At 76.7% G+C, this 24,963-nt stretch carries 23 protein-coding genes and 1 pseudogene; 11 read left to right on the forward strand and 13 right to left on the reverse strand.

What is annotated here, in order from left to right:
• Positions 1-48 precede the first annotated feature (48 nt).
• The 3 genes from ZF1_RS10615 to ZF1_RS10625 are packed head-to-tail and all read left to right on the forward strand — an operon-like array spanning position 49 to position 3,370.
• Positions 49-1,008 carry a carotenoid biosynthesis protein gene (locus tag ZF1_RS10615; protein WP_482637157.1) on the forward strand — a complete coding sequence of 320 codons (960 nt, stop codon included), beginning with the start codon at positions 49-51 and terminating at the stop codon, positions 1,006-1,008.
• Positions 1,005-2,570: an FAD-dependent oxidoreductase gene (locus ZF1_RS10620; protein WP_482637158.1), complete on the forward strand. Its 1,566-nt coding sequence runs from the start codon at positions 1,005-1,007 to the stop codon at positions 2,568-2,570. Before ZF1_RS10615 ends, ZF1_RS10620 begins: the two co-directional genes overlap by 4 nt.
• 8 nt (positions 2,571-2,578) lie before the next feature.
• Positions 2,579-3,370 carry an endonuclease/exonuclease/phosphatase family protein gene (locus tag ZF1_RS10625; protein ID WP_482637159.1) on the forward strand — a complete coding sequence of 264 codons (792 nt, stop codon included), beginning with the start codon at positions 2,579-2,581 and terminating at the stop codon, positions 3,368-3,370.
• 4 nt (positions 3,371-3,374) lie between these two features.
• On the opposite strand, the gene ZF1_RS10630 is transcribed toward ZF1_RS10625, so the two are convergent.
• A complete protein-coding gene (locus ZF1_RS10630; RefSeq protein WP_482637160.1) occupies positions 3,375-4,064 on the reverse strand; it encodes a TVP38/TMEM64 family protein in 690 nt (229 codons plus the stop codon).
• Positions 4,065-4,378: 314 nt separating this feature from the next.
• Here ZF1_RS10630 and ZF1_RS10635 point away from each other — a divergent pair, with 314 nt between their 5' ends.
• Entirely contained in the window at positions 4,379-4,783 is a 405-nt protein-coding gene (locus tag ZF1_RS10635; RefSeq protein ID WP_405418026.1) for an STAS domain-containing protein, read from the forward strand.
• Positions 4,784-4,981: 198 nt separating this feature from the next.
• Here ZF1_RS10635 and ZF1_RS10640 read toward each other — a convergent pair.
• From ZF1_RS10640 to ZF1_RS10690, 11 genes and pseudogenes are all read right to left on the reverse strand, one after another.
• A pseudogene (locus tag ZF1_RS10640) lies at positions 4,982-5,347 on the reverse strand (C40 family peptidase); the annotation flags it as partial.
• A gap of 282 nt (positions 5,348-5,629) precedes the next feature.
• On the reverse strand, positions 5,630-6,418 hold the full coding sequence (locus ZF1_RS10645; RefSeq protein WP_482637161.1) for a hypothetical protein: 789 nt from the start codon (positions 6,416-6,418) through the stop codon (positions 5,630-5,632).
• 113 nt (positions 6,419-6,531) lie between these two features.
• Complete coding sequence (locus ZF1_RS10650; protein ID WP_482637162.1) at positions 6,532-6,900, reverse strand: hypothetical protein; 369 nt, start codon at positions 6,898-6,900, stop codon at positions 6,532-6,534.
• Positions 6,901-6,984: 84 nt separating this feature from the next.
• Positions 6,985-8,280: a sensor histidine kinase gene (locus ZF1_RS10655; RefSeq protein ID WP_482637163.1), complete on the reverse strand. Its 1,296-nt coding sequence runs from the start codon at positions 8,278-8,280 to the stop codon at positions 6,985-6,987.
• Positions 8,277-8,987, reverse strand: a complete 711-nt coding sequence (locus ZF1_RS10660; RefSeq protein ID WP_482637164.1) for a response regulator transcription factor — start codon at positions 8,985-8,987, stop codon at positions 8,277-8,279. Before ZF1_RS10660 ends, ZF1_RS10655 begins: the two co-directional genes overlap by 4 nt.
• Positions 8,988-9,022: 35 nt before the next feature.
• Positions 9,023-10,552 carry an APC family permease gene (locus ZF1_RS10665; RefSeq protein ID WP_482637165.1) on the reverse strand — a complete coding sequence of 510 codons (1,530 nt, stop codon included), beginning with the start codon at positions 10,550-10,552 and terminating at the stop codon, positions 9,023-9,025.
• A gap of 151 nt (positions 10,553-10,703) precedes the next feature.
• Positions 10,704-11,102, reverse strand: coding sequence for a hypothetical protein (locus tag ZF1_RS10670; protein WP_208824489.1), 399 nt, complete (start codon positions 11,100-11,102; stop codon positions 10,704-10,706).
• 127 nt (positions 11,103-11,229) lie between these two features.
• Entirely contained in the window at positions 11,230-14,082 is a 2,853-nt protein-coding gene (locus ZF1_RS10675) for an FAD-binding and (Fe-S)-binding domain-containing protein (protein WP_482637166.1), read from the reverse strand.
• 53 nt (positions 14,083-14,135) lie between these two features.
• Positions 14,136-14,942, reverse strand: a complete 807-nt coding sequence (locus ZF1_RS10680; RefSeq protein ID WP_062402079.1) for an enoyl-CoA hydratase/isomerase family protein — start codon at positions 14,940-14,942, stop codon at positions 14,136-14,138.
• A 23-nt stretch (positions 14,943-14,965) separates the two neighbouring features.
• Positions 14,966-15,703 carry an SDR family NAD(P)-dependent oxidoreductase gene (locus ZF1_RS10685; protein ID WP_482638692.1) on the reverse strand — a complete coding sequence of 246 codons (738 nt, stop codon included), beginning with the start codon at positions 15,701-15,703 and terminating at the stop codon, positions 14,966-14,968.
• A 118-nt stretch (positions 15,704-15,821) separates the two neighbouring features.
• Positions 15,822-16,781 carry a tetratricopeptide repeat protein gene (locus tag ZF1_RS10690; protein ID WP_482637167.1) on the reverse strand — a complete coding sequence of 320 codons (960 nt, stop codon included), beginning with the start codon at positions 16,779-16,781 and terminating at the stop codon, positions 15,822-15,824.
• A gap of 1,029 nt (positions 16,782-17,810) precedes the next feature.
• Here ZF1_RS10690 and ZF1_RS10695 point away from each other — a divergent pair.
• The 4 genes from ZF1_RS10695 to ZF1_RS10710 all read left to right on the forward strand — a co-directional run bounded on the left by ZF1_RS10695 (position 17,811) and on the right by ZF1_RS10710 (position 22,589).
• The gene (locus ZF1_RS10695) at positions 17,811-18,935 is read left to right on the forward strand and encodes a hypothetical protein (RefSeq protein WP_482637168.1); all 1,125 of its coding nucleotides are present in this window, start codon (positions 17,811-17,813) and stop codon (positions 18,933-18,935) included.
• Between the two features lie 248 nt (positions 18,936-19,183).
• Positions 19,184-20,611: a DUF418 domain-containing protein gene (locus ZF1_RS10700; protein ID WP_482637169.1), complete on the forward strand. Its 1,428-nt coding sequence runs from the start codon at positions 19,184-19,186 to the stop codon at positions 20,609-20,611.
• Complete coding sequence (locus ZF1_RS10705) at positions 20,608-21,915, forward strand: sensor histidine kinase (RefSeq protein WP_405418003.1); 1,308 nt, start codon at positions 20,608-20,610, stop codon at positions 21,913-21,915. The genes ZF1_RS10700 and ZF1_RS10705 overlap by 4 nt, the downstream gene beginning before the upstream one ends.
• Positions 21,912-22,589, forward strand: a complete 678-nt coding sequence (locus ZF1_RS10710; RefSeq protein WP_224402914.1) for a response regulator transcription factor — start codon at positions 21,912-21,914, stop codon at positions 22,587-22,589. The genes ZF1_RS10705 and ZF1_RS10710 overlap by 4 nt, the downstream gene beginning before the upstream one ends.
• Here ZF1_RS10710 and ZF1_RS10715 read toward each other — a convergent pair.
• The gene (locus tag ZF1_RS10715) at positions 22,582-23,082 is read right to left on the reverse strand and encodes a cupin domain-containing protein (RefSeq protein WP_482637170.1); all 501 of its coding nucleotides are present in this window, start codon (positions 23,080-23,082) and stop codon (positions 22,582-22,584) included. The genes ZF1_RS10710 and ZF1_RS10715 overlap by 8 nt on opposite strands.
• Before the next feature lie 156 nt (positions 23,083-23,238).
• Here ZF1_RS10715 and ZF1_RS10720 point away from each other — a divergent pair, with 156 nt between their 5' ends.
• The 3 genes from ZF1_RS10720 (at position 23,239) to ZF1_RS10730 (ending at position 24,948) form a co-directional block, all read left to right on the forward strand.
• Positions 23,239-23,577: a hypothetical protein gene (locus ZF1_RS10720; protein ID WP_208824504.1), complete on the forward strand. Its 339-nt coding sequence runs from the start codon at positions 23,239-23,241 to the stop codon at positions 23,575-23,577.
• An 82-nt stretch (positions 23,578-23,659) separates the two neighbouring features.
• Positions 23,660-24,307 (forward strand): DsbA family protein, encoded by a 648-nt coding sequence (locus ZF1_RS10725; RefSeq protein ID WP_208824505.1) that lies wholly within the window; start codon positions 23,660-23,662, stop codon positions 24,305-24,307.
• The gene (locus ZF1_RS10730; RefSeq protein WP_374107504.1) at positions 24,304-24,948 is read left to right on the forward strand and encodes a vitamin K epoxide reductase family protein; all 645 of its coding nucleotides are present in this window, start codon (positions 24,304-24,306) and stop codon (positions 24,946-24,948) included. The genes ZF1_RS10725 and ZF1_RS10730 overlap by 4 nt, the downstream gene beginning before the upstream one ends.
• Positions 24,949-24,963: the final 15 nt, after the last annotated feature.

A 24,963-nucleotide genomic window follows, 5' to 3' on the forward strand; every position in this document is an offset into this window, starting at 1 on the left:
GGTGGCACCGTGGGACCACCCCCGACCGGACCGTGTGGAGGTTCCCGCGTGGCGTTGGCCGCTGCCCCCCGGGCACTGCGCACGACCCTGCCCGCCTGGGTGCTGGTCGCCGGAGCGGTGACCGTCCAGATCCTCTACCCGCTCACCCCCGCCCCGCTGCGGACGTCGGTGACGGTGCTGAGCGTCGCGGTGTTCTTCCTGGCCGCGGTCGCCGACGTCGTCCGGGTGCACGGCACCCGGGGCGGGCTGGTGCTGCTCGGCGTCGCGGGCGGCGGGGGACTGGTCGCGGAGTCCGTCGGGCTGGCCACGGGGTGGCCGTTCGGCGCCTACGCCTACACCGGGACCCTCGGCGCCGAGGTGGCCGGTGTCCCGCTGGTCGTGCCGATGGCCTGGGCGATGATGGCGTGGCCCGCGCTGGTCGTGGGCAGGGCGCTGGCCCGGCGCGGGGCGGGGACCGTCGCCGTCGGTGCGTTCGCCCTGGCCGCCTGGGACGTGTTCCTCGACCCGCAGATGGTCGACGCGGGCCACTGGGTGTGGGCGCGCCCCGACCCGGGTCTCCCGCTGGTGCCCGGCATCCCGCTGACCAACTACGCCGGCTGGCTGGTCGTCTCGCTGCTGATCGTCGGGACGCTGCACCGTGCGCTGCCCGGCGGCCCCCGGCGCTCGGGGCCCGCGGCCGCGCTGTACCTGTGGGTCTACGCCTCCTCGGTGCTCGCCCACCTGGTGTTCTTCGGCCTGCCCGGCTCGGCCCTGGTCGGCGGGGTGCTGATGGGGCTGGTCGCGGTCCCGTACGCGCTCGTCCTGCGCCGCGACCGCGCCGCCCACCGCCCCGGGACCCGCCACCGCGGTGCCCACGACTCCGCTGCCCACGACTCCGCTGCCCACGGCTCCGCTGCCCACGGCTCCGCTGCCCACGGCTCCGCTGCCCACGGCTCCGCTGCCCACGGCTCCGCTGCCCGCCACCCCGGCGGACACGGTCCGCACGTCCGTCCCGGAGGGACCCTGTGACCGACCCGCTGCGGCGCCGCGCCGCACCGCTGCGCATGCGCCGACGACGGCTGGTGACACCCGACCCGCTGCTGCCGCGTGCGGTGCCCGCCGGGTCGGAGGCGGTCGTCGTCGGGGGCGGGATCGCCGGGGTGTCCGCGGCGGTGGTGCTGGCCGAACGCGGGGTGCGGGTCACCCTGCTCGAGGCGGCCGACCACCTCGGCGGACGGCTCGGGGCCTGGCCGCACACCCTCTCCGACGGCACCGTCGCGCAGGTCGAGCACGGCTTCCACGCCTTCTTCCGGCAGTACTACACCTGGCGGTCGATCCTGCGCCGCGCCGACCCGCAGCTGTCGTTCCTGCGCCCGGTCGGGAACTACCCGGTGATCTCCGCGCGGTGGCCCGACGAGGACCTGTCGGGACTGCCCGCCGCCCCGCCGTTCAACCTGCTCGCGCTGGCGCTGCGCAGCAGGAGCCTGTCGCGGCGCGAGCTCACCTCCGCCGACCCCGACGCCGGACGCGCCCTGCTGGCCTACGACCGGGCCACCACCACGACCGAGCTCGACGGCGTCGACGCCGCGTCGTTCCTCGACCGGCTCGGGATGACCGAGCGCACCCGCAGCATGCTGTTCGAGGCGTTCGCCCGGTCGTTCTTCTGCAACCAGGGCGACCTGTCCGCCGCCGAGCTCGTCGCGATGTTCCACTACTACTTCCTCGGCAACCCCGAGGGCATCGCCTTCGACGCCCCGTGCACCGACCACGCCACCGCCGTGTGGCAGCCGCTGTGGCGCCACCTGACCTCCCTCGGGGCGCAGGTCCGCACCGGGGCGCGGGTCACCGCGGTGCACCCCGACGGCGCAGGCTGGCGGGTCGAGGGCCCCGGGGCGACCACCACCCGGCACCTCGTGCTCGCCCTCGACCCGGGTGCGCTGCGCGCGCTGGTCACCGGCTCACCCGGGCTGGCGACGACGGCGCCGCGGCTGCACGCGCAGTGTGCGGCGCTGCGCGTCGCGCCCCCGTTCGCGGTCAGCAGGCTGTGGCTGGACCGCGACGTCGACCCGGGACGGGCGGTGTTCAGTGCCGTCAGCGGGCAGCCGACCCTGGACTCGGTCACCGTCTACTCCCGGCTGGAGGAGCCCTCGGCCCGGTGGGCCGCCGGGACCGGCGGGTCGGTGGTGGAGCTGCACTCCTACTCCTGCGCCGAGCCCGACGCGGCGTCCGCCGCGGCCGCGCTGCGCGCCGAGCTGGCCGTGCTGTGGCCCGAGACCGCGGACGCGACCGTCCTCGACCGGTACGACCGGCTGGAGGCCACCGCGCCCGCGTTCCCGCCCGGGACGGCGGGCACCCGGCCGGGGGTGCGGACCGACGCGCGCGGCCTGCGGGTGGCCGGTGACTTCGTGGAGACGCCCTACCTCGCCGGGCTGATGGAGCGCTCGTCGATGTCGGGGGTGCTCGCCGCGAACGACGTGCTCGCCGAGCTGGGGGCGGCCGCCGAACCGGTCGACGGGATCCCGCAGCGCGGGCTGCTCGCCGGCGTCCCGGCGCTGCGCGGGGCCCGCGGACGCCACGCCGCGACCCGCTGACCGCGGCCGTGCGGGTCGCGTCGCTGAACCTCGCCTCCGGACGTGGGGCGGACGGGCGGTACCTGACCGGCCCCGCGCTCGGGGCGGCCGTCGCCGGGGTGGGCGCCGACGTCGTCGCGGTGCAGGAGGTCGACACCGGCCAGTCCCGCTCGGCGGGCGACGACCAGCCGTCGCTGCTCGCGGCCGGGCTCGGTGCCGTGGACTGGCGCTGCGCCGCGACCATGCACGGCGAGCCGCGTCCGGACCCGCTGCCGTCGTGGACCCCGCTCGACCCCCCGGTCCTGCGCGGTCCCGGCGACCCCGCGCCCGGGCCGCGCTACGGCGTCGCGCTGTTCTCCCGGCTCCCGGTGCGCCGCTGGCACGTGCTGGGGTTCGAGGCCGGCCGGGCCCGGCTGCCGGTGCCGGTGCCCGCCCCCGGCGGGGGGACCCGGCTCGCCTGGTTCCTCGACGAGCCGCGCGCCGCCGTCGCCGCGGAGCTGGGGACGCTCACGGTGGTGGCGACCCATCTGTCGTTCGCCCCGCCGACGGCGGTCCGCCAGCTCCGGGCGCTGCGGCGCTGGGCGGCGGGGCTGCCCGGGCCGGTGGTCGTCGCCGGGGACCTGAACCTGCCCGGCTCGCTCCCCGCGACGGTGACCGGCGGCCGGCGGCTCGTCGACGGGCGGACGTTCCCGGCGGCGACGCCGCGCGCCCAGCTCGACCACCTGATCGCGCTCGGCCGCCTGACCGGGCGGGACCCGGCCGTGCTGCAGCTCGACGTCGGTGACCACCGCGCCGTCGCCGCGACGGTCGGGCCCGGCTGAGCCCTCAGCCGTTCGCGGGCGGGTCGGCGCGCGAGCGGGCCGGCCGGCGCCGGGCCAGGACGACCCCGGTCAGCACGACGACCCCGAGCCCGGCCACCGAGACCAGGAACGGCAGCGACCCGGGGTCGGTGCCGAACGCGCCGACCGCGACCAGCGCCGTCGTGCCCGGGGTGACCCCCAGGACGGTGCCGAGGAGGTAGTGCCGGAACCGGACCGCGGTCAGCCCCCACAGCAGGTTCAGCACCGAGTACGGCAGGACCGGCGCGAGCCGGACCCCCACCACGGCCAGGAGGCCGCGACGGCGTACCAGGTCGTCGACCACCGCCATCCGCTCCGCGCCCCGGCCCGAGCGGTCCACCAGCCGCAGCACCGTGTCCCGGCCCAGCCGCCGCGCCAGGGCGAACCCGACCGCCGCGCCGACGAACTTCCCGGCGAGCGTGGCGGGCAGCCCCTCGCCGAACCCGAACAGCACCCCACCGAGCACGGCGAGCAGGCTGACCGGCACCGGGGTGAGCGACAGCCCGGCGTACAGCGCCGCCCACAGCAGCGGTCCCGCCCATCCGGTCCCGGCCAGGCCGTCACGGAGCTGCTCCACCGAGGGCACCCCGACGGCGACCGCGACGCCGACCGCGACACCCACCAGCGCCACGAGCAGGACGGGACGCCAGAGGCGGGCGACGACGGGCCCGGTCACCGGGCTCCGGCGGGCGGTCGGGGCCCGGCGGCCCGGGGGATCTCCGGTGCGGTCGGCATCGTCGTGAGTATCCCCGCCGCGGCGCCGGCCCGCCGGGGAGCGGACCGCACCCTGGACACCCGGTGTCGGCGACGGCTACGGTGACGGGCCGGGTCCGTCGACCGTGACGACTCCGGTCCAGCTCGACACATCTTCGGGCGACGCCTCCTCGGAGCCGTCGCCGTTCGGCCGTCCGGTACAGCTCAGTGCCCCGACGGCACCACGGGCCGACCGTCCCGCAGCGGGACCGGCCCCACCTCCCTCCTGGCGGACCCATGACCGCGCCCACGCCATCCCGTCGTCTCCTCCTCGTCCCCGAGCCCGAGCCCACTCACGCCGGCCCGCAGGTCGAGGTCGGGTGCGGTCCCGCCGCGACCGTCGTCATCGGCGTGTCCGGCGACCTCGACCTCGCCACCGGACCCGCGGTCGAGGTGCGCGTGCTCGCCGCCGTCGACCTCGCGGTGGGTGGCCGGGTCGTACTCGACCTCAACGCCGTCCGTTTCCTCGGACTGCGCGGGGTCACGATCCTGCGCGCGGCCGCCGACCGCGCCCGTGCCCACGGGACCGCGGTCGTGGTGGTACTGGACCCGGCGGCGCCTGCGGCCCGGGTCCTGAGGCTGGTGCCCTCCCTCGGTCTCACCGTGGTCGCGGTCGACACCCCGGTGGCCGACGCGTCCTGACCGGGCGGGTGCCGGCGTCGCCGCTCCACGCCCCCGGTGCCACCGGCGGAGTCAGCGGGGCGCCGGGGTCTGCCGCGGGGCCGTCGGCGACGTGGGCAGCGGCGGTGCGGCGGGGGCGTCGAACCAGGGCTCGTCCGGGATCGACGGGTCCGGCGTCTCCCGGACCGCCGGGTCCCCGACGCCGTCGGTGGCCTGCACCGGTCGGGTCGCGCCGAGGTAGTCGTCGCCGCGCCACCGGTACCAGGAGGTCTGCACCGGCAGCCCGAACGTCGGAGCGCTCACCATCCGGTCCTGCCCGACGAACAGTCCGACGTGGTGGACCTTGTCGACGGTGCCGTAGAAGACCAGGTCACCCGGGCGCAGCGGGGAGCCGGCCGGGACCCGCGGGCCGCGGCGGTACTGGGCGTGCGCGGTCCGTGGCAGGACGACGCCGGCCTTGCCGTAGGCGAACGCGGTCAGCCCGGAGCAGTCGAAGCCGCGGTCGCCGTTCTCCGGCCCGTTGCCGCCCCACACGAACGGCAGCCGATCTGGCGCAGTGCGACCTCGACCGCGGTGGCCGCACGCTGCTCGGGCGTCGCCGCCGGCCCGGCCGCGGCCACACCGCCGGTGACCAGCAGCAGGACCACGGCGGCGAGCATCGTCGCGAACGGGGACCGAAGCGGCACGGCGTTCCTCCCGGTCGCCCGCGGTCGGCGGGTGCGACGGGGCCACCGGGCGGTGACCTGCGCCGAACCTAGGGACGGGACCGCGGCGACCGGAAGCGGAAGCGATCGAGCGGGTGAACGGGGTGACCCGGTCGGTGCCGCGTGGGTCCGGGGACCGGCGCGGGCCACCGACCGGGGCGGGTCAGCCCAGGCCCGGGATGCCCGGCATCTGCGGGAGCACCGGTGTCGAGGCGAACAGGTCGAGGTACATTCCGCCGGAGACCAGCAGCCCCAGGACGCCGAGCACCAGGCCGCCGAGGGCGACCGGCCGGACCCAGGCGCCCGCGGCGGGCCGGGCGGCGGGGCCGAGGACCAGGACGAGCCCGACGAGGACCGCGACCAGCGCGACGACGCCGTTGACCACGGCGGCGACGTCCCAGGGCGCGCCGTAGAAGGACTCGATGGTGTCGCCCGGGCCGCCGGTCGCGGCCTGGATCTGCCCGACGAGCGACTCGCGCTCGCGCAGCATGTCGCCCACCGAGGTGCCGGTCAGCGAGGCGAGACCGAGCCCCGCGGCGACGACGGCGCCCGCACCGGCGAGGCCACCGCCGGAGGCGGTGTCGGCCGGGGGCCCGGCGGGGGTGGCGGCCGCGGTGCGCACGGGGGCGGCGCGGCCGGTGCCGGCGTCGTCGGTGGCCGCGCCCGCGGCCGCGGTGGAGCCGGTCGCGGTGCCGTCGGTGGCGGTGGAGCCCGCCGTGGTGGAGCCGGTGGCGGTGGAGCCCGCCGTGGTGGAGCCGGTGGCGGTGGAGCCCGCCGTGGTGGAGCCGGTGGCCGTCGTGCCGGTGGCCGCGCCGTCGGCGGCGTCGGTGGCGGTCGTGGCGGGGCCGTCGGCGGTCGCCCGGTCCGTCGCGACGGAGCCGGCCGCATCGTCGGTCTCCGGGGTACCGGTCGCCGTGCTGCCGTCCGTGGGCCTGCTCGTGTCGGAAGCCATGGGCCGCACCGTACGCGAGGTCAAGATCGCCGTGACGGCCCCCCACCTGGGCGGATACGCCGTCGTGTCCGTTCCGCCGGGCCTGTCACCGGATGGGGGGCGGTGACCGGTCGCTACTCGACGGTCGCGCCGGCCGCGGTCCGGCCGGCGGGTTCGCCGGTGCCGGCGAGCACGGTGACACCGTCCGCGGGGGACCCGGCCCCGACCCGTCGCACGGGGCCGTCGCGCAGCCCGGACAGCACGACCTCGATCCGGGCCAGCACCGCCGTGCGGGTGCGTCCGTCGACACCGACGACGTCGACGACCACCGTGCCGAGCGCCGCCGAACCCGACGCCGCCCACTGCCCGGACCAGCCGAGCACGATGCCCGGCCCCGCGGGCGGGGGCGCGGACCCGACGGAGCGGTGGTCGAACCCGAGGGTCCGCAGGACCGGGTCGGCGGTGAGGGCGTCGCGGATCCGCTGGTCGGGCGTCGTGGTCATGCGGGCCTCCCGGTGCCGACCGTCGTCGATCATGTCCGGTACCGACGGTAGGGAGCCCGTGTGCCACGGGGAATGAGGTGGAGGTTAGGAGGAGGTAAGCGATCGGCCGTCCCGGACAGGTTCCAGCGGCAGCAGCAGGGTGACCACCGACGGCGACCGGCGGGCGGTGAGCCGTCCGCCCTCGGCCTCGGCGAGCCGCCGGGCGAGGGCGACCCCGAGGCCGCGCCGGCCGTCGCTGCCCGACAGGTCCTCCTCGGCCACCCCGGGCCCCTCGTCGGCGACGTCGACGGCCACGGCGTCCGGCCCGGCCTCCCGCGCGGTCAGCGCGACCGCACCGGCCCCGTGCTGGACGGCGTTGTCGAGCAGCGCGGCGACGATCTGGCGGACCGCCGCGGCGGAGGCGGGCGGGTCGGGCAGGGCGCCGTCGCGGGACACCGAGAACGACCGCCCGGCGCGGGACAGCCGGTCGCCCCACTCGGCCTGCGCCTCGTCGAAGAGCCGGGCGAGGTCGACCGGAACGGCGTCACGGCTGCGTTCGCGGGCGAGCAGCAGCAGCTCGTCGATGGTGCGCTCCAGCCGGTCGACCGAGGCCAGCCCGTCCTCCACGGTCGCGGGCCGGAGCAGCGCCGGGTCGTCGAGCGCGGACTCCAGCCGCAGCCGCAGCCCGGCCAGCGGCGTCCGCAGCTGGTGCGAGGCCTCCGCGGAGAACGCCCGCTCGCGGGCCAGCAGGTCGTCGAGGCGGCCCGCGGTGTGGCCGAGCGCGGACCCGACGCGGTCGAGCTCCCCGATGCCGGTGGGCGCGGGACGGACCCCGAAGTCGCCCTCGCCGAGCCGGGCCGCGTCGCGGGCCATCGACTCCAGCGGCGCCGACAGGTGCGCGGCCAGGCGCATCGCGAGCGCCCACACCGCGACCAGCACCAGCCCGGCCAGCGCGACCATGCCGAGGTAGAGCGGTACGAGCGAGGACCACACCGCCGAGTTCGGGCGGGCCGCGCGCACCACCCCGACGACGTCGTCGCCGTCGGTCACCGGGGACACCGCGACGAGCTGCCCCGGCGGGGACGACGACAGACCCCGGTCCAGGACCCGGTCGACGCCCTCGTCGCCCTCCGGCGGGCCGTCGCCGGTGGTGCGGTCGCCGTCGGAGTCGTAGAGCGCGACGGCGGTGTCGTCGTCGCGACCGTCGGGCAGCCGGGCCGGGACCCGGTCGTGGACGACGTCGTCATAGACCGAGCGGGCGGCGAAGTCCGCGATGCGCTGCAGCGACTCGCGCTGCTGGGCGACGGTGTAGCGCTCCAGCCCGGCGGCCAGCGGGACCCCGAACAGCACCAGCGTCACCCCGACCGCCACGAGGGTGAGGCGCACGATGCGGCGTCTCACCGGAGGCCCCCGGGCAGCTCCAGGCGGTACCCGTGCCCGCGCAGGGTGGTGATCAGCGGGACCCGGGGGCCGTCGTGCGCGGCGAGGTGGCGGCGCACCGCGGCCACGTGCACGTCGAGGGTCTTGGTGGAGCCGAACCAGTGCGCGTCCCACACGTCGGTCATCAGCACCTCGCGGCTCAGCGCGGTGCCCGGGTCGGTCGCGAGCCGGGCGAGCAGGTCGAACTCGCGGGTGCGCAGGACCAGCTCCCGCCCGGCGACGGTGGCGCGGCGCGCCCCGGTGTCGACGCGCAGGTCCCCGACCTCCAGCACGTCCCCGGTGCGGTCGCCGCCGGCGCGCCGCAGGTGCGCCCGGATCCTGGCGAGCAGCTCGGCCAGGCGTACCGGCTTGGTCAGGTAGTCGTCGGCGCCGGCCTCCAGGCCGAGTACCACGTCCATCTCCGCGGTCCGGGCGGTCAGCACGACCAGCACCGCGTCGGGGCGCAGCGTGCGCAGCCGACGGCACACCTCGACGCCGTCGAGGTCGGGCAGCCCGAGGTCGAGCAGGACGAGGTCGAACGGGGCGTGCTCGGCCGCCGCGAGCGCCGGGCCGCCCGCCTGCTCCCACCGGACGTCGTAGCCGTGCCCGGTCAGGCTGCCGCGCAGGACGTCACCGATCGTGCGGTCGTCCTCGACGAGCAGGATGCGGGCGTTCACCGGCCCGATCATCGTCCCTCCGCCCGGGCCGCCGCACCCCGTGCGGCCTAGGAACCGCCGTAGGGCGGCTCACCCGTCTCCGGGACGAGCACCGGGGTGTCCTCGTCGAGGGTCTCGCCGCGGAAGAACGGCCGCAGCCGCACCGCGCAGGCCAGCATCAGCGGTACACCGAGCGCGATCATGCCGACGCCGATCACGAACACCCCGCCGACCGGACCGAAGGAGGTCTCGCCGTAGGCCGGGTCGAGCATGTCGACCGAGCTCTGCACGAACGCCCACACCATGACCACGCCGCCGAGCAGCGGCAGCAGACCGCGCAGCAGCAGGTCGCGTGGCGAGCGGAGCAGGGTGCGCCGGAAGTACCAGACGCAGGCGAAGGCGGTGATGCCGTAGTAGAACGCCACGGCCAGGCCGAGCGAGGCGACGGTGTCGAGCAGCGCGTCGGAGCTGACCAGCCCCAGCACCAGGTAGAACAGCACCGCGGACAGCCCCATGACGACGGTGGCGAACCCGGGCGTCGCGTAGCGGGGGTGGACGCTGCCGAAGCGGCGCGGGACCGCCCCGTAGACGGCCATCGCCAGCGCGCCGCGCGCGGTGGGCAGGATCGTGGTCTGGGTCGACGACGCCGCCGACACCGCGACGGTCAGCAGCAGCACCGCGGTGAGCACCGAGCCGCCCATCGGGGCGCCGAGCAGGGTGAGCACGTCCTCGGAGTGCTCGGGGTTCGCCAGGCCGATCCCGGTGTCGCCGAACCCTGCGTAGGACTGCAGCGCGACCGCGACGACGACGTAGATCGCCAGCAGGATCACGGTGGCCAGCAGCGCGGCCCGGCCCGGGGTGCTGGTCGAGCCGCGGGTCTCCTCGCCGACGGCCAGACAGGCGTCCCAGCCCCAGTAGACGAAGATGCAGAGGATCAGCGCCTGCGCGGCGGCGGAGCCGGAGATCCCGGTCGGGTCGAACCAGCTCCAGCTCGGCAGCACGGCCTGCGGGCCGGCGTCGCCGGAGTACACGAGCCACAGCGCCCCGGCGGCCAGGACGGCGAGCACCACGATCTGGAAGACGATCAGCGCGTTCTGGAACCGCTCGGACAGCACGATCCCGCGGTGGCTGACCCAGGTCATGACCAGGATGAACAGCACCCCGACGCCGACCTTGACCAGCGTGTTATCCGCGGCGGCGACGAACCCGAGCGCGCGCAGGGTGTACACGGCGGCGATCTCGGCGACGTTGGCCAGCACGATGATCGCCGACACCGCGACGCCCCAGCCGCCCATCCACCCGACCCACGGCCCGAAGGCCTTGGTGCCCCAGGTGAACGTCGTCCCGCAGTCGGGCACGGCGCGGTTCAGCTCGCGGTAGGCGACGGCGACGAACAGCATCGGCACGAACGCGACGAGGAACATCGCGGGCGCCTTCTCACCGACGGCGAGGACGACGTAGCCGAGCGTCGCGGCCAGGCTGTAGGCCGGTGCGGTGGCACCGAGCCCGATGACGGTGTTGCCCCACAGGCCCAGCGCTCCGGTGCGGAGACCCTTCGGGCCGGCCTCCACGACGGGGGGCGGTGCGGCGGCGGTCAACCGCCGTTCTCGGCGGTGAGGATGGTCAGCACGGTGGTCGTTCCCCGTCTCGTCGGCTCCCGCCCGGGCCGGCGGCGGCACACAGGATGCGGCACGGACGCGCCCGAACGGAAACAGCGGTGTCGCGTCTCACGCCGCGACCCCGCCGGGGTCAGAACTGCCGGTGCGGCGTGCCCCGCACGCTGAACCAGTAGGCACCCGCCTCGGCGCCCGAGATCCCGGTGCGGACCTCCGCGGTGGCCGGACGGCCGAAACGGCGCCGGATCGCCTTGCGGGCCGTCTTCTCGATGCGGGCGGCGAGCCGCTCCGGCTCGGAGCACCCGGACATGGTCAGCACGGCGACGAAGGCGTACCGGGCGGGTCCGCGCCGCGGCCAGGGGCCGGTGCCGTCGGCCAGGGACAGCTCGACGGTCATCGGACGCTTGCGGTGCGTGTACAGGGCGCGGGTCAGCTCGGCCTCCACGACGTCCGCCTCGACGCCCGCGGGTGCCTCGACCCGGACGACCGCCATCACGGCGTTCGCCGCGGCCCCACCTGTCACCACGGTCACGGTCTCGGACTCCTTCCGGGTGCGCGTCACCCTCGACGGAACGCGCATCACGGACATTCATCCCCGGTCCCGGGGGGTCTAAACAAGGGCTTGACCGAGAAAGAGGCGTCAGGATCACGAAAATCGCTCATCGTGTCACCCGTTCGAGCACCTCCAGGACGTGCTCGTAGTCACGCCCGGTAGCGCGGCTCATGCCGAGCTCGCAGGTCCGGTTGCAGGAGGCGTGGGCGTCGGCGTCGACCCCGGCGAGCTCCCAGGCCTGCGGTGCGGTGGCCGCCGCGGTCAGCTCCGGGTGCAGCATCCCGCGGTCCCCGGCGAACCCGCAGCAGCTCCACGAGTCGGGGACGACGACGTCGTCGGCGACGGCCCCGGCCAGGCGCCGCAGCGGGTCGAGCAGGCCGAGCTGGGTGGCCGAGCAGGTCGGGTGCAGCACGAGCCGGGCCAGCCGGGCGGACACGGTGAGCGCGGGCAGGATCCGGTCGGCGGTGAACTCGACGGCGTCGAGGACCCGCAGGCCGCGGTAGCGCTCGGGGCCGGACGCGACCATCACCCGCAGCCCCTCGGTGCACGACGACGCGTCGGACACCACCGGGACCGCCCCGGCGCGGGTCGTCGTCCACAGCGCGGGCAGGACCCGCTCGGCCATCGCGGCGGCGCCGTCGGTGAGCCCCTTGGACTTCCACGGCGTGCCACAGCACAGCGACCCCAGGCCCGCGGGTGCGCTCGCCCGCAGGCCCGCCCGCGCGCAGAGCCGGGCGAACGCCTCGCCCGCGCCGGTGCCCGCCGAACCGAACATGGCGCCGGTACAGGAGGAGAACAGGACGAGGTCGGCGTCGGTGGACACGAGCCCGCCGGGGACCCGGTTCCCGCCGCCGCGGGGCAGGTCGGGGCTCCACTGCGGGACCTGCTCGGGGTCGGCGACCCGGCGCAGCGCGGCCGAGACGGGTGCGGCGCCGGGTACGGCCCGCGCGAGGGTGAGGGCCAGCCCGGCGGCCCGGGTGGTGGCGCCCCAGTGCTTCGCCGCGAGGGTCCAGCCCGCGCCCGCGGCGCCGTGATCGCGTTCGCCGCGCAGCCGTCGCACCAGGTCGCCGGTGTTGATCAGGACCGGGCAGGCGGTGCCGCACATGCCGTCGACGGCGCAGGTGTCGACGCCGTCGTAGGCGTAGTCGGCCTCCAGCTCGGCGAGCAGGGCCTCGTCGCCCGCGGCCCGGGCGGCGGCCATCTCGCGGCGCAGCACGATCCGCTGCCGCGGGGTGGTGGTCAGGTCACGGCTGGGGCAGACCGGCTCGCAGAACCCGCACTCCACGCAGCGGTCCACCTCGGACTCGACGGCCGGGGCGGACTTGAGTCCGGCCAGGTGCGCGGTCGGGTCGTCGTCGAGGACGACGCCGGGGGAGAGGATCCCCTGCGGGTCGCAGAGCCGCTTGATCTCCTGCATGACCTCGTAGAGCTCGTCGCCGTACTGGCGGCGGACGAACGGCGACATCATCCGGCCGGTGCCGTGCTCGGCCTTGAGCGTCCCGCCGTGGGCCAGCACGAGGTCGACCATGTCGTCGGTGAACCGGCCGAAGCGGTCCCGGCCGCCCGCCGTGCCCGAGTCGTCGAGGTCCTCGGTGAGCATGAAGTGGACGTTGCCGTCCTTGGCGTGCCCGAAGATCACGGCGTGGTCGTAGTCGTGCTTCGCGAACAGCGCGATGAGGCCCTCGCAGGTCGCGAGCAGATCCGGGACGGGGACGGCGACGTCCTCCAGCAGCGCCGCGGTGCCCGGCGGGCGGGCGCCCGCGACCTTGGCGTAGAGCGCCTTGCGCAGCTTCCACAGCCCAGCCTTCGCGACCGGGTCCGCGGACAGCTCCCGCGGGCCCCGCAGCGGCAGCCCGGAGATCAGCCCGGAGGCGTCCCCGGCGAGCTGGGTGACCTCCTCGACGGTGTGCCCGCGGTACTCCACGAGGAACGCGGCGTGCTCGTCGACGGTCAGTGCCCGCAGCCGCGGGTCGGCGTCGGTGTCGCCCTGTCCGACCAGCAGCGACGTGGCGTCCAGCAGCTCGATCGTCGCGGCGCCGGAGTCCACCAGGCCGGGCAGCGCGCGGTTGGCGGCGGCGAGGTCGTCGAACACCAGCAGCCCGGTGCGGGTGTGGGCGAGCACCGGGAGGGTGCGCATGGTGATCGAGGCGAGGAACGCCAGCGTCCCCTCCGAGCCGACGAGCAGCCGGGCCAGGATCTGCACCGGGTCGTGGTGGTCGAGGAAGGAGTTCAGGCCGTAGCCCATGGTGTTCTTCAGCGAGAACTGGCGCTCGATCTCGGTGCGCAGCGCCGCGTCGCCGCGGAGCCGGTCGCGCAGCCGCGCCAGACCCGCCCACAGCCGGGGCTCGCGGGCGCGCAGCTCGTCGTCGGCGCCGGGGGCACCGGTGTCCAGGGTGGTGCCCGAGGGCAGGACGAGCTCGACGGAGTCCAGCAGCGCGTAGCTGTTCGCGGCGGTGCCGCAGGCCATGCCCGAGGAGTTGTTCGCGACGACCCCGCCGAGGGTGCAGGCGACCTCGCTGGCCGGGTCCGGGCCGAGCATCCGGCCGTACCGGGCCAGGCGGGTGTTGACCGAGCGCACCGTCGCGCCCGGCCCGACCCGCACCCGGGCGCCGTCGTCCTCGATCTCGATGCCGCGGAAGTGGCGGCGGACGTCGACGAGGATGCCGTCGGTGACGGCCTGGCCGGACAGGCTCGTCCCGCCGGAGCGGAAGGTCACCGGCACCCCGCCCGCGGCGCGGAACAGCGCGGCGACCTCGGCGGCGCTCGACGCCGTCACCACCGCGGCCGGGGTGCGGGCGAAGTGCGACGCGTCGTGCGCCATCCGGAGCCGGTCGATCGCCCGGGTGGCGACGGCGGCGGGGCGGACCGCGGCGGCGAGCCGGTCGTGCAGGGCGTGCACGGCCGGGCGGCCTGCCGGGTCGGTGGGCGGTGTCTCCGCGGGCGATCCGGTGAGGGTCACGGTGGTACTCCTGGCGTGTGGTGGGACGCGCGTGCACCCACCCTGCCCCAGGGTCAGCCCCGTGCCGAGGGGAAGTTCGGGGGACGCTTCTCGCGCAGCGCGGCGGCGCCCTCCACCACGTCGGGGCCCATGAAGGTCAACATCTCGTAGGCGGCGGACTGCTCGAAGGCCGGTCCGGCGCTGCGCAGCCACGAGTTCAGTGCCCGCTTGGTGAGCCGGATGGCCTGCTGGGAGCCGGTGCCCAGGGCGTGCGCGACCCGCAGTGCCTCGTCGAGGACCTGCTCGCGCGGCACCGCCTTGGCGACCATCCCGAGCCGCTCGGCCTCGGCGCCGGTGACCATCTCGCCGGTCAGCAGGTAGTAGCGGGCCTTCGCCATGCCGGCCAGCAGCGGCCAGATGATCGCGGCGTGGTCCCCGGCGGCGACGCCGAGCCTCACGTGGCCGTCGCCCAGCTTCGCGTCCTCGGCGGCGATCGCGATGTCGGCGAGCAGCGCGACGACCACCCCGGCCCCGACGGCGACCCCGTTGATCGCCGACACGACCGGCTTCTCGCAGTCGATGATGTTCCAGACCAGGTCGGACATCTCCCGGAGCATGTGTGCGACGCGCTCGTGGTCGCCTGCCATCCGCTCGACCATGCCGAGGTCCCCGCCCGCGGAGAACGCCCTCCCGGCCCCGGTGATCACCGCGACCCGGGTGGCGGCGTCGGACGACACGTCCCGCCAGACCCGCGCGAGCTCGCCGTGCAGGACCTCGTCGGCGGCGTTGTACTTCGCCGGGTTGTCGATGGTGATGAGCAGGACGCCGTCGTCGCGGCGCTCGAACCGCAGCTGGGTGTAGGAGCTCGGGTCGAGGGTCATGGGGGTCCTCCCGGGGGCTGCGGTCAGAGCATGGACAGGCCGCCGCTGACGCTGACGGTCTGCCCGGTGAGGTAGTCGGCGTCGGGGGAGGCGAGGAAGGCGACGGCGGCGGCGACGTCCTCGGGGCGGGCCAGGCGGCGGAACGGGATCGCCTTCACCAGGGCGTCGCGCAGCCGGTCGTTCCCCTCGACGACGTCGGCGAACAGCGCCGTGTCGGTGGGCCCGGGGCACACGCAGTTGACGTTGACACCGTGCCGGGCGACCTCGCGGGCGAGGGTCTTGGTGAACGCGATGACCCCGCCCTTGGCGGCGGAGTAGACCGCCTCGCCGCTGGACCCGACGCGGCCCGCCTCGGAGGCGAGGTTCACCACCGTCCCGGAGCCCTGCGCGATCAGGTGCGGGACGACGGCGTGCGCGGTGTGCAGCACCCCGAACAGGTTGATCCGCACGATCCGGTCCCAGTCGGCCGGGTCGGAGTCGACGAACGCGCCGACCTTGTCCCAGCCGGCGTTGTTGATCAGCACGTCGATCCGGCCGAGGTCGCCGCGGACCCGCTCGACGGTGTCGCGCACGGCGTCGGGGTCGGCGACGTCGAGGGCGTACGCGGTCCCGGCCCCGCCCAGCTCCGCGGCGGTCGCGGCGGCGGTGTCACCGTCGAGGTCGGTCACCGCGACCCGGGCGCCCTCCCCGGCGAGCCGCAGTGCGGTGGCGCGGCCGATGCCGCGCCCGGCCCCGGTGACGAGCACCGTCCGGTCGTCCATCCTGCCCACGGGCCGGTCCACCTCCTGGTCGCCGACACCGGTGTCGGACCCCGCCCACCATGACGACACCGGCCCCCATGGTCAATCTCCGCCGGCGGGTCCGTGCCGTCGGGCCGGGTCAGCGCACCACGGGCAGCGGGCCGGAGGGCCGGTCGAAGAACAGCGGGAGGGTCTCCTCGCGCGGGTCGGGGGTCCGGGGGAGGATCCCGGTCGTGGGCTCGTCGTCCTCCTGCGGACGGCGCATCCGCGGGAGGACGCCGGTCGTGGGCTCGGGCTCCCCGGACGGCGGGCGCATCCGCGGCAGGACGCCCGTGGGCGGCTCGGCCCCGTCGGCGGGTTCCCCGGCGGGCCGCACGGCGGGCACCGCGTCCGGTCGCACGCCGGGCTCCCCGGTGGTCGCGGTGGCGGGTGCCGTCGCGTGTCCCGCGGAGTCGGCCGCGGCGCGGCAGTCGGTGAGCAGCTCCCGCACGTCGTCGGTCACCGCGTGCCCGGCGCCGAGCACCCGCTCGGCGATCTCGAGCGTCGCGGCGAGCAGGCCGGCCGCGCCGCGCAGGTCGCCGGTCTCGGCACGGGCGAGCGCCAGCGCGGCCCGGGACGCGATCGTGCAGGGGTGGGACCCGCCGAGCACCCGCGCCCGCCGGGTGATCACGTCCTCGTGCCGGCGGACCGCCTCCTCGGCGTCGCCGGTCACCCGGTGGGCCGCGGCCAGGGCGTCGGCGGCCGCGAGCGACGCCGGGTGGTCCGGGCCCAGCAGCGCCTCGCGGGCGGCGAGGTTGCGGGTGGCGATCTCCAGCCCGCCGGCGTGGTCGTAGCCCAGCAGCAGCGCGACGGCGAGGCTCCCCTCGGCGACGAGCGTGTCGGCGTCGTCCGGGCCGAGGTCGCGACGGGCGGTGGTGAGGACCTGCTGGACGCGACGGGTCGCGTCCAGCAGCGCGGGCATGTCGCCGCTGCGTCCCGCGGCGCGCACGTCGGTCGCGGCGCGGTCGTGACGGGACCGCAGGGCCTCGCGCAGGGGGTCGGCGGTCGTCGTCGACCGGTCCGCACCGTGGTGCGGGACGGTCACTCGCCGGTCGGCCACGGACACCCGACCTCCCCTCCTCACCGCGACGAGCAGTCCGGACTCACCCGGACGGCCCACTGAATCGTGACCGAACGTACCTGTAACCGGCGGTATCGCGCGCTCCGGACGCGCATCCGAGGCGAAGGCCACCCTTACCGATCACTGTGCGTCGCAGGAGGCGCACCGACGGTCCGAGGCCGGCGGACCCGTCCGGACGCAGTCACCCGGCCGTGCGGTCCCTGCCCCCGGACGGGTGCACGTCCGCCGCGGTGCCTGGAGTGCGGTGTCCGGGGGCTCGACAATCGCGCGCACGCCATGCGGAGAGGGGGCCTCGTGTCGGGGCAGGGGGACGCCGACCACACCGATGGTGAGGTCGCGGACGACGCAGGGGCGGTGAGGCGTCGAGACACCGGCGCCGACCCCGCCACCGGAGACCCAGCGGGACGGCCCGCGCGCCGACCGCCCCGGCCGCCGCCTCCGCGGCCCCCGCTGCGGCCGACCTCGCCGTTCCTGGGGGTGGCGCCACCCGTCGCACCGCCCGCGGACGAGCCCGCTCCTCCGGGCATCGAGGCCTTCGGGGCGGGAGGGACGCGACCCCGGGCGGTGCCCGGTGCTCCGGCCCCTGCCGACCCGGTGTCCGCGGCCCCGGGCGCCGCAACGCCGGCCCCGGCAACCCCGGACCCGGCGACCTTCGCTCCGGCAGGCCCGGCGCCGGACGCCGCAGCGCCGGACGCCCTCGCACCCGACGCCGACGACCCGGCGTCCGCCGTGGCGGTGTCGGCCGTGCCGACGCCGGCCCACCCGGCTACCGCGCCGGGGTCCGTCGACCCGGGCCCGCAGGCGCCGGATCCGGACGTGGAGCCGTCGGGTGCTGTCGTGCCGGACGGTGCGCCCCCGGGCGCCGCGACGACGGATCCCCCGGTGCCGGACAGCGGTTCCCCCACGCCGGCCGGCCGGCCGACGGCGCCGGACAGCTGCTCCACCGGATCGGGCAGCGGTTCCACGGGATCGGGCAGCGGTTCCACGGGACCGGACAGCGGGACGACGGTGCCCGCCGACCCGGACCCGATCCCGTCGACCGGGAGCGAGGCATCGGCGGCCGCCGCGCCGGACGGCACCGGGACGGGCGCGACCGTGGCGACGGCCGTCCCGGCCCCCGACGCGATCCCGCCCCGGCCGCCCACGACCGGCCCCGACCCGACCCTGCACGGTGTCCCCGCGGTCACGCCGCGCCCGATCCCCCGGCTCACGGCCGTGGTGCTGGTCGGGTCGCTGCTCGCGGCCGCCGGTGCGGCCGCGGGCGCGGTCGCCCTGGCCTCCCAGCAGAGCGACGGCGCAGGCTGGCCCGGCGCGACCGACCCGACGGCGGTGACCCGCCCGGACGGGGTGACCGCCGGCCTCCCGGGGGCCCCGGCTCCTCTCGTCCCGGTGCCCGAGGGCTCCTCCGGGGCCGCGGAGCGCGACCGGGCCGTGTCGCCGGAGCCGCGCCGCACCGACCCGGACACCGACCGCGCGTCCCGCCCGGACCCGTCCGCGGGCCCGGGGGAGCGGCGGGCCGATCCCACGGCACCGCGCCCGGCGCCGGGCGTCGGCCGTACCCCGTCGGCACCCGCCGCTCCGCCGGCACCGGATGCACCGGCCCCGGGCGGCCCTGCGGCCCCGGGCGGCCCGGGTAGCCCGGTCGCTCCGGCGCCCGGCGGTTCCGGGACCGTCCCGGCAGAGCCCGGCGCCCCGGCCGGGGGTGCGCCCCCGGGGGCGCCCGGCACCCCACCGGGCGGTTCGGACCCGGGCGGGCCCGTCACACCCGGTGCGGGCACGAACCCGTCGGACCCCGGCGGCTCCGGCGCGGGTCAGCCCTCCGACGGCGGCGCGGGACCCGGCACCGCGCCGGGTCCCGAGCCCACGGCGGGATCCGGTCCCACCTCGGGTCCGGGCACCGCACCGGGATCGGGGTCGGGATCCGGCCCGGGTACCGGGAACGGTGCCCCGGACGCGACCGGCACCGGGCCGGACGAGGGCGCGGGCAGCGGCGGCCCGTCGACCGGCACCCCGCAGGCGGGCAACGTCGACAGCCGCGGCAGGGACGGCGGCGGCAGGGACGGCGACAACAGGACCGGCGTCGACAGCGGCAGCACCGGCGGCCGCGGCACCACGACCCCATCAGGATCCTGAGTCCGGAGGGCCGACGGACGTGCGGCGGCGGGCGACTCGGCCCGCCGCCGGCACTTGTTCCCGCGGGACGGCGGTGTGCCCGCGGCGTGCGCAGGGCCTGCAGGTGCAGCCGGCGCACCGTGACCGGGCGCGACGACCATCACGGAGGAGGGGTCGTCCACGAGGGCGGCCCTAGGACCGTGGTCGGACAGCGCAGATCGTTCCCCGCTCCGACGCGCCCGGGCCGCCCCGGCCCGCACCGTTGCCGCATGACCACGACAGACCGGGCCCCCGTCCCACCGTCGAAACCACCCGCCGGACCGCACAGCGGGTCGTGGCCGCGCGGCCGGCACCGTCCCGGCCGGCACCGTCCCGGGCGCGCCCGGGTGGCCGGTGTCGACGCCGCCCGCGGCCTCGCCGTGCTCGGCATGATCGTCGCGCACGTCGCCGTCGCCGCGGGGTCGTCCTGGCTGGTCCAGGCGGTGAACGGGCGCGCGGCGGTGCTGTTCGCGGTGCTCGGCGGGGTGTCGCCGGCCCTGATGGCCGCGCCCGTCCTCGCCGCGCCGTCCGCGCGGAACCGGGTGTGGCTGCGTCGCCGGATCGCGGTCCGCGGACTGCTCCTGGTGGTCCTCGGGCTGCTCCTGGCCGAGGTCAGCAGCGGGCCGATGGTCATCCTCGTCGTCTACGGGGTGCTGTTCTGGCTGCTCCTGCCGGTGCTGTTCGCCCCGGCCCGGGCGCTGGCGGTCGCCGCCGCGGTCGGGGCGGTCGCCGGGCCGCTGCTGTCCTGGGTGCTGCGCGCCCGGTTCGGGTCCCCGGCCGACGCCGACGGGCGGACGGTGCTCGGCGCGACCGTGCACCTGTCCGACCTCACCTCGCCCGCCGGGCTCGTGCACGCGCTCGACACGGTGCTGCTCAGCGGTGCCTACCCGGTCCTGACCTGGATGCCGTTCCTGCTGCTCGGGATGGCGGTCGGCCGGCTCGACCTGCGTACGGCGGGCACCCGGCTGGTCGCCGGCGGGGCCGCCGGTGCGGTGCTCGGCTACGGCGGGTCCTGGCTGGCGCTGGACGTCCTGGGCGGCCGCGACGCGCTCCTCGCGTCGGTCGCGCCCGTCGCCGACCGGCTCGGTGTGCCCGCCGAGCTCGCGCTGCAGCTGCTCGGTGGCAGCGCCCTGGGCACGGTCGCCACCACCACACCCGCCTGGCTGCTCGCCGCGACCCCGCACAGCGGCAGCCCGTTCGACGTCGTCGGGGCGGCCGGGGTCGCCGTCGCCGTGCTCGGCCTGTGTCTGCTCACCGCCCGGTACGGGGGCCGTCTGCTCGCCCCGCTCACGGCGACCGGAGCGCTCGCGCTGACCCTCTACGCCGGGCACATCGCGCTGCTCGCCTCGCTCGGCGGGTGGCCGCAGACCGCGCCGTGGGCGGCGACGGCGCTGGTCGCGGTCCTGGCCGTGGCCTCCGCGTGGGCCTGGCGCGGGCTCGTCGGGCGCGGTCCGCTGGAGGCGCTGGTGCACAGCGTCTCCGTGCGCGCGGCCGGTTCTCCGCCCACGGTCGGAGACCGGGGATCGGACCCCGCTCCGATGCCCGGCGGGTCCGCGGCGCGGGAGGCTCGGGACATGCAGAACGGCACGACGGGCCGCGCGCCCGACACGATCGGGTACCGGGGATCATCGGACCCGGTGCGGGAGGAGGCGCGATGAGCATCGCGACACGGATGCGGGACTCCCTGCGCCGGCTGCCCGCACTCCGGTCGAGCCCGTCGGAGGCGCCCACGCTCGTCGAGCGGGCCGTCGCCCTCGGGCGGCGCAACCCCGTCGTCGTCGACGCCGTGCTGGCCGCGCTGCTCATCTGGGTCGCGGTCAGCTGGACCCTCGAGGGCAAGGGTGTCCGCTCGGACATGCGGATCGAGGCGCTCGTCGTCTCGGTGCTGGCGGCACTTCCGGTGCCGCTGCGCCGCGTGTACCCGATGCCCGCCGCGATCGCGACCGCGGTCGTCGCGCTGGTCTGCTCCTTCGCGCTGCCCGGCACGATGGCCGCGTTCCTGCTGCCGTCGCTGGTCATGGGGTACTCGGCCGTGGCCTACGGGCCCCGCTGGGCCGGCTGGCTGGCGCTGGTCGTGCTCACGGTCGGGGTGTTCGGACCGTTCGTGGCGCGCGGTCCCGCGGCGCTGTTCGCCTCCCCGGACATGACCCCGCTGGTGGTACTGGCCCTGTTCGGCGCGATGGCGACGGTCCCGCTGCTGGTGTGGCTGCTCGGGTCGCTGCGCCGTGCCGCCCACCGCCGCACCCTGGACCTGCGCGAACGCAACCGGCTGCTGGAGGAGAGCCGCCGCCAGGAGGTCCGTCTCGAGCTGCTGGCCGAGCGGTCGCGGATCTCCCGCGAGGTGCACGACGTCGTCGCCCACTCGTTGTCCGGGATCATCGCCCAGGCCGACGGCGGCCAGTTCGCCGCGCAGCGCGACCCGGCGAAGGCCGTCGAGGTGCTCTCCGGCATCGCGTCGACGGGCCGGTCCGCGCTGTCCGACGTCCGCGGCCTGCTGTCGATGCTGCGCGACACCGGCCCGGACGACGACTCCGACACCGACCCGGCGCGTCCGCAGCCCGGCGCCGGCGACGTCCCCGCACTCGTCGAGCAGGTCCGCACCGGCGGGCTGCCGGTGGACCTGCGGACCGTCGGCACCCCGCGGGAGCTCCCGACCGGTCCCGGCCTGACCGTCTACCGGATCGTGCAGGAGTCGCTGACCAACGTCATCAAGCACGCGGGGACCGGCGTGCCCACCCACGTCGAGCTGCGGTGGACCACCGACGAGCTGACCGTGCGCGTCCACGACGAGGGCGCCCGCGGCCCCGTCCCCACCCCGCCGCGCGGCGGGCACGGCCTGACCGGCATGCGGGAGCGCGCCGCCCTGCACGGCGGCTCGGTCGAGGCCGGACGGCGCGCCGACGGCGGCTGGACGGTCCGGCTGCGCCTGCCCCTCACACCCCCGGCCCGAGGAGAACGGTGAACCCCGTACGACTGATGCTCGTCGACGACCAGGAGCTGGTCCGCACCGGCTTCGCGATGGTGCTCGACTCGTGCGACGACCTCGCCGTCGTCGCCCAGGCCGGTGACGGCGAGGCCGCGCTCGCCGAGCTGGGCCGCACCGAGGTCGACGTCGTGCTGATGGACGTGCGGATGCCCCGCCTCGACGGCATCGCCGCCACCCGCCGGGTCGTCGCCGAGCACCCCGGGGTGCGGGTCCTGGTGCTCACCACCTTCGACCTCGACGAGTCCGTCACCGAGGCCATCGCCGCCGGTGCCAGCGGCTTCCTGCTCAAGGACGTGTCCCCGCAGGACCTCATCGAGGCCGTCCGCACCGTGCACCGCGGCGACTCGGTCGTCGACCCCGTCTCCACCCGGCGGCTGCTGCGCGCCACCCGGCCGCTGCTCACCGCGCCCGAGCCGGCCGCCGCGGAGCCGTCGGTGGACGCCGTCGCCGCGCTCGCCGACCTGACCCCGCGGGAGCGGGAGGTGCTCGTCCTCGTCGGCAACGGCCGGTCCAACGCCGAGATCCGGGCCGACCTCGTCGTCTCCGAGGCGACGGTGAAGACCCACATCGGGCACCTGCTCGCCAAGACGCAGTCGCGTGACCGGGTGCAGCTCGTCGCGCTGGCGTTCCGGGCGGGTCTGGTCAGCTGAGCGGCGTGGTGAAGCCGGGGTGGTCGCGCAGGTTGACCTGGTCGCAGGTCAGCGCGAACGCGTCGACCTCCTCCGCCGACGGCCGCGTCGCCCGCGCCGCGAACTCCGCCAGCCCCCGGAAGTAGCGCTCCCGCGGTGCGCCGGGCACGAACAGGATGAGGAACCGCGCGTCGCTGTCCGGGCCGGTGCGGAACGCGTGCACCCCCCGGTGCGGGACGTGCACCAGGTCGCCCGGCCCGGCCTCGGTCCAGGTGTCGCCGGTCATGACCCGCAGTGCGCCGTCGAGGACGTAGAAGCTCTCGGTGAACCCGGTGTGCAGGTGCGGCAGCGCGCCCGGGGAGTCCGCCGGGATCCACGACTCGAACAGCCCGAACCCGCCACCGACCTCCGCGCCGGGTGCGGCGAACCGGGTCCACGAGCCGGTCGGTGAGGTCACGGCGCGTTCGGTGGTCGCGGCGGGGCGCCACACCGCGCCGGGCTCGGGGAAGCTCACGCACCGACCGTAGCGGCCCGGCGACCGGGCGTCCCGGCGCGGCCGGCCGGTCGCCACCCACGCGGGCCGTGGGGGAGCACCGGGGCGGCGAGGGCCCCTCGGTATCGTCGTGGGCGCTGCCGGAGGCGTCCGGCCGTGGTCGGAGCGGAGAGTGGGGTGAGGCACGTGCGCGTCCTCGCCCCGATGGCGTTGCTGGTCCTGGCCCTGGTGCTGTGCGCGGGCCCCGCCGTCGCGACCGCCCCGGGCGCCCACGGCACCACCCCGGCGGTCGTCGTCGGCTCGGACTGCTCGCAGCACCCGCTCACGCTGATGCACGCGGGGGACTGCGAGCAGGCCCCCCGCCGCGACGACGACGTGCCCGTCCCGTCGCTGCTGCCGGTCGCCGTGGTCGCCGTCCTGGCGGCCGGGCACACCGGCACCGCGCCGCCCGCCGCACCGGAACGGACGCTGTGCGCGCCGTCGCCGGTGGAGCACCTCTGCGTGGACCGCAACTGAGGCGTGCGGTCACCCCGCCACCGCGTCCCCGCACCCGTTCCGACCCGGCCACCGCGCCGGGCCCCGTGGAGGAAGACTCCCGATGACCCGCAACGTCAAGATCTCCCTGGCCGTCGTCGGCGCGTTCGCGCTGATCGTCGCCGCGCTGCTGTTCGCGACGCGGCCCGGCACCCCGGAGACCGGCGCCGCCGCCGGTGCGCCCGACACCCTCGTCACCGCCGACGCCGCCCGCCTCAACGACGCCCCGAACGCCTCGGCCACCCTGGTCGAGTTCGCCGACTTCCAGTGCCCCGCCTGCGGCCAGGTCCAGCCGATCATGGACCAGCTGGTGCAGCAGTACGGCGACCGCGTGCAGTTCGTGTTCCGCAACTTCCCGCTGCCGATGCACCAGAACGCCGAGGCCGCCGCGCTCGCCGGTGAGGCGGCCCGCGCCCAGGGCGCGTTCCACCCGATGTACGAGCGCCTGTTCCAGACCCAGCGCGACTGGTCCGAGTCCCCGGACGCGGCGACGGTGTTCCGCGGCTACGCCCAGGACCTCGGCCTCGACCTGAACGCCTACGACGCCGCCGTCGCCGACCCGGCGACCGCCGCGAAGATCCAGGCCGACAAGGACGCCGGGCTCGCCGCCGGCGTCGAGGGCACCCCGACGATCTTCGTCAACGGTGAGAAGGTGCAGCTCCGCTCGGTGCAGGACATCACCGACGCCCTCGACGCCGCGGTGAACCGGTGAGCGTCCCCGCCGCGGCGCGGACCGAGGAGTTCTCCCGCGTCACCACCGGCGCCCCGGCCGTGCCGGGGCCGGTGCCGCGGTTCCTGCCGTGGCTGCTCGTCGTCGGCGGCGCGCTGGGGCTGATCTCGGCGTTCACGCTGACCGTCGAGCGCATCGAGCTGCTGATCGACCCGGCCTACACGCCGTCGTGCAGCATCAACCCGGTGCTGTCCTGCGGGTCGGTCATGACGACCCCGCAGGCGGCGTTCTTCGGGTTCCCGAACCCGCTGCTCGGGATCGGGGCGTTCGCGGTCGTGGTGACGACGGGTGCGGCCCTGCTGGCCGGGGCCCGCTTCCCGCGCTGGTGGTGGGTGGGGCTGACGGCCGGGTCCGCGCTCGGCGTCGTCTTCGTGCACTACCTGATCGTCCAGAGCCTGTACCGGATCGGCGCGCTCTGCCCGTACTGCATGGTCGTGTGGGCCGTGACGATCCCGATCTTCTGGTACTCGCTGCTCGCGACCCTGGACGCCCTCGGCGGCGGCGCGCGTGCGCTGCACGCCCGGATCACCGGCTACCACGCGGTGCCGGTGGTGCTGTGGTTCCTGGTGGTCGTCGGGCTGATCCTGCAGCGCTTCTGGACCTACTGGTCCTCGCTGCTCTGAACCGGCCCGCGGGGC

The sequence above is a fragment of the Pseudonocardia sp. ZF1 genome, assembly GCF_056835605.1.